This window comes from Thalassospira sp. CH_XMU1420-2 (genome assembly GCF_037029325.1).
GTDB classification, from domain to species: Bacteria; Pseudomonadota; Alphaproteobacteria; order Rhodospirillales; family Thalassospiraceae; genus Thalassospira; species Thalassospira povalilytica.
This window is the reverse complement of the sequence record NZ_JAYMEG010000007.1, coordinates 122,021-135,373: the sequence shown is the minus strand read 5'-3', so window position 1 is coordinate 135,373 and position 13,353 is coordinate 122,021. Positions and strand designations below refer to the sequence as shown.

Annotated in this window: 12 protein-coding genes; 9 read left to right on the top strand and 3 right to left on the bottom strand. The window is 49.9% G+C overall.

Features of this window, described 5'->3' with window-relative positions:
* Positions 1–183: 183 nt before the first annotated feature.
* Positions 184–513 (bottom strand): hypothetical protein, encoded by a 330-nt coding sequence (locus tag WA429_RS18920; protein WP_063089330.1) that lies wholly within the window; start codon positions 511–513, stop codon positions 184–186.
* A 391-nt stretch (positions 514–904) separates the two neighbouring features.
* Between WA429_RS18920 and WA429_RS18915 the strand changes: the two genes are divergently transcribed.
* The 9 genes from WA429_RS18915 (at position 905) to WA429_RS18875 (ending at position 10,899) form a co-directional block, all read left to right on the top strand.
* Positions 905–1,225, top strand: coding sequence for a hypothetical protein (locus WA429_RS18915; protein ID WP_287466516.1), 321 nt, complete (start codon positions 905–907; stop codon positions 1,223–1,225).
* Positions 1,226–1,379: 154 nt separating this feature from the next.
* Positions 1,380–1,943, top strand: coding sequence for a cupredoxin domain-containing protein (locus WA429_RS18910; protein ID WP_101270329.1), 564 nt, complete (start codon positions 1,380–1,382; stop codon positions 1,941–1,943).
* A gap of 78 nt (positions 1,944–2,021) precedes the next feature.
* On the top strand, positions 2,022–3,704 hold the full coding sequence (locus tag WA429_RS18905; RefSeq protein WP_064781635.1) for a copper resistance system multicopper oxidase: 1,683 nt from the start codon (positions 2,022–2,024) through the stop codon (positions 3,702–3,704).
* Positions 3,705–3,706: 2 nt separating this feature from the next.
* Positions 3,707–4,429: a copper resistance protein B gene (locus tag WA429_RS18900; protein ID WP_287466514.1), complete on the top strand. Its 723-nt coding sequence runs from the start codon at positions 3,707–3,709 to the stop codon at positions 4,427–4,429.
* A 69-nt stretch (positions 4,430–4,498) separates the two neighbouring features.
* Positions 4,499–5,698, top strand: a complete 1,200-nt coding sequence (locus tag WA429_RS18895; RefSeq protein ID WP_287466513.1) for a hypothetical protein — start codon at positions 4,499–4,501, stop codon at positions 5,696–5,698.
* Positions 5,699–6,249: 551 nt separating this feature from the next.
* A complete protein-coding gene (locus WA429_RS18890; protein WP_064781637.1) occupies positions 6,250–6,585 on the top strand; it encodes a YHS domain-containing protein in 336 nt (111 codons plus the stop codon).
* Between the two features lie 110 nt (positions 6,586–6,695).
* Positions 6,696–7,145 (top strand): c-type cytochrome, encoded by a 450-nt coding sequence (locus WA429_RS18885; RefSeq protein ID WP_068518363.1) that lies wholly within the window; start codon positions 6,696–6,698, stop codon positions 7,143–7,145.
* Between the two features lie 7 nt (positions 7,146–7,152).
* Positions 7,153–8,490 (top strand): APC family permease, encoded by a 1,338-nt coding sequence (locus tag WA429_RS18880; RefSeq protein ID WP_068518364.1) that lies wholly within the window; start codon positions 7,153–7,155, stop codon positions 8,488–8,490.
* 42 nt (positions 8,491–8,532) lie between these two features.
* On the top strand, positions 8,533–10,899 hold the full coding sequence (locus WA429_RS18875; RefSeq protein WP_287466512.1) for a heavy metal translocating P-type ATPase: 2,367 nt from the start codon (positions 8,533–8,535) through the stop codon (positions 10,897–10,899).
* Positions 10,900–11,314: 415 nt separating this feature from the next.
* Here the strand turns inward: WA429_RS18875 and WA429_RS18870 are convergent, their stop codons facing one another.
* The gene (locus tag WA429_RS18870; RefSeq protein WP_287466511.1) at positions 11,315–12,751 is read right to left on the bottom strand and encodes a PQQ-binding-like beta-propeller repeat protein; all 1,437 of its coding nucleotides are present in this window, start codon (positions 12,749–12,751) and stop codon (positions 11,315–11,317) included.
* Positions 12,752–12,931: 180 nt separating this feature from the next.
* On the bottom strand, positions 12,932–13,234 hold the full coding sequence (gene fliN / locus WA429_RS18865; RefSeq protein WP_068518627.1) for a flagellar motor switch protein FliN: 303 nt from the start codon (positions 13,232–13,234) through the stop codon (positions 12,932–12,934).
* Positions 13,235–13,353 lie beyond the last annotated feature (119 nt).

Genomic DNA, 13,353 nt, shown 5'->3' with positions numbered 1-13,353 from the left:
GCCAAGAAATACCGACCAAAGCCGACATTTTGGCACCCGTAGATCGGAAAACATGATTTCCAACCTTGTCTGAAGAAGCTGTAAGGCCCACAACAAAAATTGCGGGCACGAAGCATGTCATGAGAAATCGCGGTGATGCCCCATGACACTGATATCCTCAAACCAAAACGGATTAAGGAGATATCAGTTCAGAGTGTTGGTTCTGGGAGGGAATGGATCGGGAGAGTTTGAGCGGCCGGTAAGGCTGCCTGTCGGCCCGAAATGCTCGACTGAGGCGAGTGCAGGTATTGCAACTTGTACAGGCGAAATTGCGATAGTTGATACCTGAGGGCACGCAATATCGCAGTCCGGCATGATGTCGCCGCTGCCAGAACAATCCTGACAATTGTCCATTGCCAATTCCGCCATCGGCATCCCGACCTCCATAACAGCAGCATTGACCGTCTGGAAACTTGTCCCGACGGCAAAAGCAGCTATCAAAAGTATGGTCAAAAACCTGATGCGATTGAGCATGGTTTACTTCTATCCCAAGGATGCGATGCTGTCTATATCGAACTACAGTAAATCCTATTGCTGCACCTCTGTGCCCATATCCAGAGACTAGGAGAATTGTTGGGTTACGCAGCATTTAATAGGATTTGATTGTGCTTCATCTATAAATTGATTGTTAGCAAGTCATACCCGCAGATTAGTGAATAACTCAGCACAACAGGTTGTTCATCTGTAGCGCATAACGTGATTTCATGGCGACGAATGCAGTAATCTATTGTTTTCACCTTGCTGATGGCTCAAGCAGCAGATGTAAATTCGTGAAATAGTCTGTCTTTGCCACAATATTGCCACTTGACGAAACCGGGGGAGCCCGATATTGCGTATGTTGCAATGCATCACTAAGGAACGTTCCGTGCGCATTCTTTCCTGCTTTCTTGCAATCGCGATAGCCATGACAGTTCTGCTGTCGGGGGTTGAGGGTGTGCAAGCAGGTTCGGGACATGGCCATGACAATCATCACGGCGTCATGATCGATGTTTCTGATAGCTCGCAACATGATCGACGTGACATGCATGCGGATCTTTGCGGTATGGCGGTTTGCGGCCCGTTCGTTAAAGAAGTAGAAGGTGTTCTGTCTTCCAGCCCAACGGTGCTTGCGGTAACATACTGGTATCAGGACCTGACTTTGACTTCCGCAGGTTTGGACGTTAGAGGCAAGCCTCCGCGTTCCTGAGATATTTCAGGTTTTCCGAACATCCCTTTGCCTGGTTCAATCACTGTTCCTCGAATGAAACAGCGTTTTGCCTGAATTACAGCAGCGCAGACTGTTGTCGTGATTGAACATGGGACAAGGGCCTTCTTACTGAATATCTATTAGGAGCATGTATATGCCCAACTTCAAGAATTCCCTTATGCGTCGTGTTAGCGTTTCAACCTTTATTCTTGGCGCGCTTGTCGGTCTTCAATCACCTGCCTTTGCGGGTGCGGGTCATAGTGGCGGTCATAAAGATGGCGTCGAAATCGGAGCGCCTGGCGATATCTCTGATGTTCGCCGGACAATTCGGATCACGATGGAAGACAATTTCTATGACAAGGAAAAGATTGTTGTTCGCGGCGGCGAAACCGTTCGTTTTCTAGTCGAAAACAAGGGTGAATTCGTTCACGAGTTCAACATTGGCACCGCAGCCATGCACGCGGACCATCAAAAAGAAATGATGATGATGATGGAACATGGGGCCCTTGAAGCAGACAAAATCAACATGGACATGATGGAAATGGACATGGGGAACGGCGAAACCATGAAGCACAACGATCCGAACAGCGTGCTTCTGGAGCCGGGTGATTCTGCCGAGGTGATCTGGACCTTCCCGAAAGACGCAGAACTTGAATTTGCGTGCAATGTACCAGGCCACTACGAGAGCGGCATGGTCGGTAAAGTTCGCCTGCAGTAACCACTGCGCAGGGTCTCGCGCCAGAGGGAATCCCTCCCTGTTGCCTCTGGCGCACCTCAACCATCGGAGATCATGAGAATGAGAAAACTTCTTGGGCGTGCCCTTTTGGGGGCGCTAAGCACTATTGCTGTGTCAACAGCAGGGTATGCGGCAACCTATAATCTGTCTGTCGATTACGTTACCATCGACACAGGTGATATGAAAACCAAAGCAATTGGCTATAACGGGTCCTCGCCCGGTCCGACCTTGCGCCTCAAAGAAGGCGAAGATGCCGTCATCAACGTGACGAACAACCTGGACGAGACTACATCTATCCATTGGCATGGGTTGATCCTTCCCTACCAGATGGACGGTGTGCCGGGCATCAGCTTCACCGGGATCGAACCGGGCGAGACTTTTACCTATCGCTTTCCTGTCAAACAGAGCGGGACCTATTGGTTTCACAGCCACTCTGGCTTCCAGGAACCAGATGGCGCTTACGGCTCAATTGTTATCGAACCCGAAAAACGCGAGCCATTCAAGTTCGACCGTGAATATGTCGTTGTTCTGAAAGACAAGCACCCTCATTCCGGGGCGCGTATTCTGCGCAACCTAAAGATGATGCCGGACTACTACAACCGTAACCAACGCACGCTCGGAGACTTCATCTCCGACGTTTCGGAAAACGGATTGGGAGAAACTCTCTCTGAACGTGGAGACTGGGGCAGCATGCGCATGATGCCAACAGATATTGAAGACGTTCAGGGCTTCGTCGGCCTCATCAATGGTAAATCACCGGAACAAAACTGGACCGGACTATTTGAGCCAAACGAACGTGTGCGCCTGCGCTTCATCAATGCATCGGCCATGACTTACTTCGACGTCCGCATTCCGGGACTTGAAATGACTGTTGTCCAGGCCGACGGCAACAATGTTCAACCGGTCAAGGTTGATGAATTCCGCATTTCGGTTGCAGAAACATACGACGTGATTGTTCAGCCGACAGCTGAAAAGCCGTATGCAATCATGGCCGAATCAATGGGACGCTCGGGTTATGCATTCGGATCGTTGTCGCCGCAAGAAGGGTTGAAAGCTGAAATGCCAGCCAGACGCATGGACGCTCCGTTGCTGACAATGGCGGACATGGGAATGGATCACGGTAGCATGGCCGGAATGGATCATTCTTCGATGGGCAGTGGTAACGAGAACGGTATGGCTGGAATGGACCATTCGAATATGGCCGGAATGGATCATTCTCAGATGGGAATGTCCAAAGATGACCCCTTCTATGCCGCTGGAAGTGGTTTGACACCAAAAGCAGCCAATGGCGGAAAGTTCCTCTCCTATGCCGACCTGAAGGCACAGAAGCCTTTGTACCCTGAACGGCCTGCAACGCGTGAAATTGAACTGCGCCTTACCGGAAACATGGAACGCTATACGTGGTCAATCAATGGCGTCAAATATGAAGATGCAGAACCTATCCGCTTGAAATATGGCGAACGGGTGCGCTTCAAGTTCGTCAATGAGACCATGATGTCACACCCGATGCATTTGCACGGGATGTGGTCAATCCTCGATACCGGCAACGGTAAATGGGATCCGGTTAAACACACCATCAATATCAACCCTGGCATGACCGTTTATTCGGAAACCGAAGTTGATGAACCTGGGCAATGGGCTTTCCACTGTCACCTTAGCTATCACATGGCTTCTGGCATGTTCCGAAAAGTGGTTGTAGAGGGCGGTCCAGCCGTCGCGGCACTTGAGAATGGAGTTCAATAACAATGAAAACACTAACTTTGGCCGCGATTGGTGGTGGTGTTCTTGCCACGATCCTGTCCTTCTCGTTCACTGCCAAAGCAGACAATCACATCTTTTATGGCATTCAAATGGAGCAGTTTGAATACCGCTCTGGTGACGAAGGGGAAAATCTTTTCGTTTGGGATGGTGATGCATTTGTTGGCACCGATGAACTGAAGTTACGTTGGCAAGGCGAAGGCGAGCGTGATCTCAAAAACGACCTTTACGAAAACTTCGAGAACAGACTGGTCCTGCAAACACCAATCAGCGACTTTTTCGATGCCAAAGCCGGTATTCGTCTGGATACGCCAAGCACAACAGATCGTTGGTATGGAACCGTTGGAATCATGGGGCTTGCTCCTCAATGGTTTGAAGTCGACGCTGATCTGTTTGTCAGCGAGACCGGAGACGGCAGTGCGCGGCTTGATGTTGAGTATGAAGGCTTGCTGACCAATCGTTTAATCCTCACACCTTCGCTTGAGCTGAATGCTGCGTTCTCTGACGATCGCGAGATTGAGGTCGGACGCGGGTTTTCAAGCGCAGAGATCGGACTGCGGCTTAGCTATGACCTCATCGACCGTGCCGTTGCACCGTATATCGGGGTTGCCTATGAGCGGAAACTCGGCAAAACCGCAGACTTTGCAAAAGATGACGGCGAAGATTACGAGGCAACTTACCTCGTAACCGGTCTCCGCCTTCTTTTCTAAGCATCACACGACAGGGAGGACTTTCCTCCCTGTCTGTTTTGCCGAACCTTCTCAAGGAACCTAACTACAATGATGGAAATCGTCCACGATATGGGGCATCGCTTGACGCACTACATATCAAGCGATGCACACTGGTGGGTTCATCTTGTATTCCATTTGGTGGTGTTTGGGGTGCCGGTTGCGCTAATTATTATTCTCAGCGCGACGGGATACAGGGCTTTAAGACGCCGCAGATCTGTTCTTGCGCAACAGGCTCAAAAGCCCTCGTCAAAGAGCGGAACAGCGCTCCTGCAGTACATATTCAGAGCTTCATGGAAACGGCAGATAAAACTGGGGCTACTGGCGACGGCCTCTTTGCCGGCTCTTTACATGAGCCTCGAGCTTCCGAAGTTGATCATCAACAACGCCATTGAGTCAGGACATTTTCCAGTTACCTATTTAGGAATGGAGTTCTCTCAAACGACGGCTTTACTTACTCTCTGTCTGCTTTTTTTATTGGCGATTGGCGTGCATGGCTGGCTGAAATATCAGGTTAATTTGCAATCCGGTGCGCTGGCAGAACACATGTCACGCCGCCTACGGCTTGATATTTCAAAATTCAGCTTTCGAAAGCCATCCCCCAAAGGAGGGGAATTGATTCCGGTTATTGTGCAGGAGGTAGAGCCCGTAGCTGGATATGCTGCAGAGTCGATTGTGCTGCCTTTGTTACAAGGCGGTACATTCCTGACGATTCTGACTTTCATGCTCGTGCAAGATTTGGTTTTGGGCATCGCCGCAACCGCACTGTTGCCGCTTCAGATTTTTGTCATCCCCAGATTCCAGAAGAAAATTAATGCTTTGTCTCGAACGCGGCTGAAGGAAGTCAGAGTTCTCGGCGAGAAGATAGGGAACATCTCAAACGATAACCAGCCAGGTGCCCGGGATATTTACGGGTCATACAAGCGACTTCACGACCTTCGTCTCTCTATCCACAAGAACAAGTTCGCCATGAAGTCTTTAAACAATTTCATATCACAGATGACGCCCTTCTTCTTTTACACAATTGGAGGGTATCTGGTGATAAAAGGCGATCTCACGCTCGGGGCTCTAATCGCAGTATTAACTGCATACAAAGACATGGGCGCTCCGCTAAAAGAGCTCTTTCGCTACTATCAGGCGCAAGCCGATGCTCACGTCAGATACTCCGAAATCAAACCTTACATCTCAAAGGAAATCAACAGTACGGACAACCGGCTTGCAGATGTAACGGTTCTGTCTGAAGTCGGTTAAAAAAAACGTCCCCTTAATTGAGGTAGGTCAACGTAACTCGATATTTAAGGGCATAAGTGTTACGTTACTGCCCAAAGGAAGTTTGATCAATGAATGCACAGCAAGCACTAATACGCGCCGTACTGATCCTGCTCGTCGGGATTAGCGCTATAATGCTTGCTCCCCATATTGCAGTCGCGTCGACTGGATCTTTTCCTGCGCATTCTGCAGAACTCAATGGTTTTGACGTTGAACACCAGCATGACCTGGCTTCGTGCTGCCCTCAGGTTTCTTGTCACTCCACATCAGCGGTCCTTACCGAGATTATCCTACCGGTTTCCGAGTTTTCCCATGTACAGAACGGGATAGAAGAAGTGTCCCTTCAGCCGGTATCTCGGTCATGGATTTTCCAGCCTCCCATATCCTGATCCTCCCGAACAAATAGCGAATAACTGTTCTGGGTTCTGCACCTGCCGATGGCATGCGTACAGATCGAGCCTTGGTGTTCTGCACCATGCTGCTTTCAGACGGAACAGTCATACCTAAAGGTATTTATGGGATGGCGAAGAGAAATGGAAAATATTCTCAGTTGGTTGCTTTGGGGAGCCTTCATCATATTGATGATGCGCTTTGGTTGCGGTGCTCACATGTTTGGGCACAAAAAGCACACCCACAATAAGAAACAAGCGGACGGTCAGGCTGAGGCAATCCGATGGGAGCACCCTCAGTCCGCCGTTGACCCGGTTTGTCATAAAACTGTCGATCCGCGCATCGCCAAAACAGCCATTTATGGCGGTGAAGTATTCTACTTCTGTTCAGACACCTGTCGTTCGAAATTTGAAGTGTCGCCAGATACCTATGTCGATGGCAGCGCAATTAGCCGACAAACTCACGTATCGCCAAGCTAGTTCAGCGAAATCAATAGGCGGCAGCAACAGGACCAGGGTTGACTAGTTCCCTTGGTCTCACGTGTCTTCGAATATTTGATACATACGCATAAAACAAAGGCCCGAAGAAAATGAAAAAACAAATCAATTGGCCAAAGTATTTGGTTATCGGTTTTTTCGCAGTAGGGATCATCGCCATGACCCTGAATTCGTTTCTGCCCGGGAAAGATGACATCAAAGATCTTGAACTGACCGATAGCGGAATTGCGCTCCCCAGTTTCAGCAAGGAAGCCATGGTAGGAAACCAGCTTTTCGATATGAACTGTGTTGCTTGTCACGGAGGCAATGCAACAGGCACAGAGCAAGGCCCGCCGCTGATGCACAGAATCTACAATCCGGGACATCATTCAGATCGCGCATTCTATCTAGCTGTTCAAAACGGGGCAAAACAACATCACTGGCCCTTTGGCGATATGCCAGCCCAGCCTCAGGTCAGTTCGGAACAGGTAGCACGGATCATTCGTTATATACGCGAGCTGCAAGAAGCAAACGGCATCGCGTACCAAAAACACCAAATGTGAGGCAGGAATGGATCATCAGGCAGAATACAAGAAAAACAGTATCTCGCTCCTTGGCGCCATATCCATGGGCACCGGTGTTATGATCGGAGCAGGAATTTTTGCTTTGACCGGACAAATTGCCGAACTTGCAGGAAAGTGGTTCCCGTTGTCGTTCCTGTTTGGCGCACTTGTCACTGCTTTTAGTGCTTATACCTACATCAAGATGTCCAATGCTTTCCCGTCTGCAGGCGGGATCGGAATGATCCTCCAAAAAGCATACGGGCCGGGAGCCATAGCAGGCGGCGCAGCATTGCTGATGGCCTTTTCGATGGTCATCAACGAGAGTTTGGTCGCAAGAACATTTGGAACCTATGTTTTGCGCGCGTTTGACCTGACAGAGCTTGAAGTTCTTATACCGGTATTGGGTGTTTGCCTGATAATTTTTGCATATGCTGTTAACAGAGCTGGCAACAAATCGGTTGGCCTGTTTTCAATGGTCATGGCCGCGTTGAAGATCGGCGGCATTGCATTGTTTGCAATTGCAGCGCTGTGGGCTGGTGGATACTCGTTCGAGCCGTCATCACCCGACGGCGCGAGCTTTCCATTGGCCGGTTTTGTCGCATCAATTGCTCTTTCAATTCTGGCCTTCAAAGGGTTCACAACGATCACAAACAGTGGTGCTGAAATCGTGAGCCCTCATAAGAATGTGGGTCGTGCGATTACGTTCTCAATCCTGATTTGCGTTGTCGTATATATTCTCGTGGCGCTTGCTGTTGGTTCAAGCCTTGACTTGGACGAACTGATAAAAGCCAAAGACTATGCCCTCGCCCAAGCTGCACAGCCAGCATTGGGGCCCATCGGATTTTATCTGACTGTGCTGCTCGCAGTCGTTGCGACGGCGTCCGGTTTGCTAGCAAGCGTGTTTGCGGTGTCAAGAATGCTCGCGATGCTGACCGATATGGAGATGATCCCGCATAGTCATTTTGGAATGTCGGGTTCAATCAAAGACCACACACTTGTTTACACGGTTGTCGTGGCAGCGCTGTTGACAATCTTTTTTGATTTAAGCCGGATCGCTTCACTTGGCGTGTTTTTCTATCTGGTCATGGATGTGCTCATCCACTGGGGATGCTTTAAGTACCTACGACAAGAAATAGGAGCACGCGGCTTTGTAATGATTACAGCAATTGTCTTTGACATCATCGTGCTGCTCGTTTTCGCCGGCATGAAATTGCAAAGCGACCCATCCATTGTTCTCATTGCAACTTTGATGATCGTTGCTGTGTTCATTTTTGAACGTTGGTTCCTGTCAAACTGGATAAACCAATCGGCCAAGGCGCACAGTCACGATCACTCAGAACATTGATTATCCGCAGTGACATTGCAGCATAACAGCAGGAAGCAGACCATGTCTGATCATCATCATAAGAAGCACCAGGATAATCACAAAATGTCTGATCAATCAGGACAGTCGACGGATCCTGTTTGCGGTATGTCGGTCACGGTGGATGCCGATACACCACGCTCTCGGTACGGCAGTGAGACATATTATTTCTGTTCGCAGAAATGTAAGGGCAAGTTCGATAGCTCTCCTGAGAGCGTATTGTCCTCAGAGGAAGAGACATCTGCTGCAAACAGCGCTTCGTCATCGACTTCGGGTCGCTACACCTGCCCGATGCATCCAGAGATCATACGATCCGAACCTGGTTCCTGTCCGATCTGCGGAATGGCACTGGAACCGATGGATATGCCAACAGAAAATGACGCACCAAACCCCGAGATTCGGGATTTCAAAAAGAGATTCTGGTTAGGCGCAGCTCTTACGGTGCCGCTGATTGTCCTAACGATGGGGCCGTTTGTTGGTTTGGGTTTCATCCGGGAAATGATTGGAGAACGCGTTACTCTTTGGGTGGAGTTGGTTCTCGGAACGCCTGTTGTCCTGTGGTCCGGCTTCCCATTCATGGTTCGTGGATGGCATTCTGTGGTGAACCGTTCTCTCAACATGTTCACCTTGATCGGGATGGGCGTTAGCGCAGCTTATATATTTAGCGTCGTCGCAGTGATTTCTCCGGGTATTTTTCCTGATGGCTTCAGAGACGCACAGGGACATGTCGGTGTGTATTTCGAAGCTGCAGCTGTCATCGTTGTCCTTGTGCTTCTTGGCCAACTAATGGAATTGGGGGCTCGGGAACGAACCGGCTCGGCAATCAAAGCGTTATTGGGTCTTGCTGCGAAAACAGCCCGCATTATTGAAGATGATGGTTCTGAACGAGAAGTTCCTCTTGAGGATGTAACCGTCGGAATGCGTTTGAGGGTTCGCCCAGGTGACAAGATACCTGTCGATGGCGTTGTCGTTGAAGGACGGTCGTCAGTTGATGAATCCATGATTTCGGGTGAACCCGTTCCAATTGAAAAAAATCCAGATGACGATGTCACCGGAGCAACAATCAACGGAAATGGCAGCCTGATCATCCTGGCCAAACGGGTTGGCAAAGATACTGTCTTGAGCCAAATCGTTGATATGGTCTCCCATGCTCAGCGAAGCAAAGCGCCAATCCAAAAGGTTGCAGACACGGTTGCAGGCAAGTTTGTGCCTGCTGTTATCCTGGTTGCTTTGATCGCCTTCGTCGCTTGGGCCATCTGGGGGCCCGATCCGTCATTGTCATACGGGCTTGTCGCAGCGGTTGCTGTTCTGATCATTGCGTGTCCCTGCGCCCTTGGTTTGGCAACGCCGATGTCAATCATGACAGCGACCGGCCGTGGTGCACAAATTGGTGTGCTCATTAAAAATGCAGAGGCCTTGGAGCGATTTGCGAAGATCGATGTGCTCATTGTCGATAAAACCGGGACTTTGACAGAGGGTAAACCAAAACTTGCAGGTGTAATCGCCCAACCGGATTTTCAGGAGGAGGAAGTTCTTTCTGTCGCTGCGGCGCTGGAAAAGGGATCCGAACATCCATTGGCTGACGCCATTGTCAGTGCTGCTCAGGAGCGCGGATTGTCCCTTGATAAGGCAGAGGAATTTGAAGCTGTAACCGGTCAGGGCGTCACCGGAAAGGTGGGTGGCAAGTCGGTTGCCCTAGGTAATAGCAAACTCCTTCAGACTCTCAATATCGATCATTCTGCTGTTGATAAAACAGCAAATGATCGGCGAGATATGGGGGAGACGGTAATGCATGTCGTTATTGATGGAAGAATTGCCGGGCTCATTTCCGTAGCCGATCCGATCAAGGACACGACGTTGGAGGCTTTAAAGGCGCTCAAGAAGCAAGGCTTCAGAATCGTCATGGCAACCGGTGACAACCAACGAACAGCAAAATCCGTTGGCAATAAACTTTCCATTGACGAGATTCGGGCCGATGTCTCCCCAGAAGACAAAGCCAATTTAATTATGGAACTCAAGGCTGAAGGCCATCAGGTAGCCATGGCAGGTGATGGCGTCAACGACGCCCCTGCTCTTGCTCAGGCTGATGTCGGAATTGCGATGGGTACGGGCGCTGATGTTGCAATTGAAAGTGCTGGTTTCACCCTCGTCAAAGGTGACTTGAGCGGGATTGTTAGAGCCCGAGAACTCTCGGAAGCAACGATGCGCAATATCCGGCAAAACCTCTTCTTTGCGATGGTCTATAACGCAGCCGGTGTGCCTGTTGCTGCGGGTCTGCTCTATCCGTTCTTTGGCATTCTCATCTCACCAATGTTTGCAGCTGCAGCCATGAGCTTATCCTCGGTATCAGTCATTGCGAATGCACTGAGGTTACGTCGAGCAAGTTACTAGCATCCCAATATTGACTGATTGGGCGAGGGGTGAACCAGACAAGGCTGACTTTAATACAAGACAGTTCACCCCTCGCCCATTTTAAATGACATACCAGCCAGCACTCAGAACTTTAAATCTCTTCTGATCCGTTCCCAAAATTCATCTGTCGGCTTTTTACACTTGGTAGCCAGAAATCTATTTTCACCTTGATAATTTCGAGTTTACGCACCGATAGATGCAATCCTGTATATTTACATTGTAGGGTTACATACATGCGATCATCATCAATTGGCCAATCTATTTTCATCGAGTCAGTGTTGATGCATTTATCTTCTAACCGCCTATACAATTTGACTGAACAGTTTTTGTATGAACAAAAATAATAATATACTTGTATTTACTCTTTTAAATCAGAGCTCTGAATAATAACGAACTATATTAAATGTAATATAAACAATGCCGGCTGTGCTGGCACATCCATGTCCCAAAGATCATGATGCACCGTCTGGCGCACCCACTGCACCTGCCCGGTTTCAAGGCTTAGCGCCACAATCGACGATGAATAGGTTTCCACATTTTCATCGCGGTTCATGCCCAACTGATCGGGAACCTTGTTCCCCAGCGGCACATAGATCATGCCAAGTTTCTCGTCCGCACTTGAAACAGACCAGCTGTTGGGTGAATTGGCGGTATAGGTCTGATCATCCGGGATTGGTTCGGTTTGTTCCGGGTTTCCGGAATCCCAGTTCCAGACCAACGCGCCGGTATTGATGTCATATGCGCGAATGACGCCCGATTGCGATTTTGTCGAATAATTGTCATTCACAGCCCCGCCAATGATGATTTTGCCATCAGCAGCAACCGGCGGCGACGTCGAATAATAATACCCCGCCGGGTTGTAGGGCATATTGGTTTCCAGATGCACGGTCCCTTCATCGCCAAATGACGGGCAAACCTCGCCCGACCGGGCATCAAGCGCAATCAGACGCGCATCCGATGTCGGCAGGAACACCCGTTCGGTACAGGGGCCGGTTTCGGTAGTTGCCGGATCCTTGTAATAGGTCACCCCGCGACAGGTCTGATGCTGGCGATCGGGATTTTCCGGAACACCCGGATCAAATTTCCATTTTTCCTGTCCGGTTTTGGCGTCAATCGCAATCGCCCAGCTATGCGGGGTGCAAAGATAAAGCGTCTCGCCCACCTTAAGCGGGGTCACCTGATAGGTTGTTTCAGGCACATCACTTTCGCGTTTGAGATCGCCGGTCTGATAAACCCATGCCTGTTCGAGTGATGCAACATTGTCGGTCGTGATCTGATCAAGCGGCGAATAACGCTGCCCATACGGGGTACGGCCATATTGATGCCAGTCACCATCGGGGACCGTCCCACCAAATTGCGGATTTTCCGCCACCACATCTGACGGAAGATTGCCTTCGATTTCGTTGGGATTGTTCAGCATGGAATAGACAGCAACGATGACGGCGATCACGATGCTGCCTTCAAGCACAAAGGAACGCTTCGCATTTGTTTCCGGCGATCCATTGTCCTTTGGCGCAGCAACAAGTGTTTTGCGAAACACTGGCGTTATCAGCCAAAGACCAATCACGACAATCAGCCCGCCACGCGGGGCCAGTTGCCACCAGTCAAACCCGGTCTCCCAAACAGCCCAGGCCAGACTTGCCAATAAAAACGCACCATAAAACGGCAACAGAACCGGTTTACGCGCAAAGGACAAATACGCTGCCAACAGGAATGCCAACCCGGCAAGCGCGTAATACCAACTCCCTCCGACTGCAATCAGCCAGGCACCACCAACGGAAAGTGCCAGACCGATCAGAGCCAGAAGGCCTGATGTCAGAAGATTAATCATGAGATAGCCCTCGGCTGAATGAGTTCGCCAACTGCCACAACAGACAGTGGCCGGACTGCGGGGTTTAAAAGGGGTTTAGGGATAAACGCCTGCGAACCTTACAAGTTCCTTCGCATGACAAAATGCCCGCCATCAGCCGAGAAACGGCGGGTTTGCTTTCATAACGCTGCGGTCAGAATTTTAGTGATGGGTCTCGATGATCGTACCGGTCTTGACGACTTCAGTGATCGTCACGCCCAGGTTTTCATCAACCACGACAAGTTCGCCGCGCGCAACAAGCCGGTTATTGACATAGATATCAACCGGCTCCCCGACCCTGCGATCAAGTTCAAGCACCGCACCACGGGTCAGACGCATCAATTGCGCAACCTGGATCTGGCTTTTGCCGATCACGGTCGAAACGCGCACCGGCACGTCATAGGCCGCACCGATTTCAGATGCACCATGTCGTGTGGAAAACGGATCTTTGTCGTCATCAGCCATGATTTTCGGGCCATCCAGTCAGGTCGGAAGAATCGGGAACCTTGTATCCTAGAGGTTAGCTTTGAAAAAAGTGTTAGCAAGCCCAATCTCCTAAAAAACAGGTGATTGCAGAAATGTAT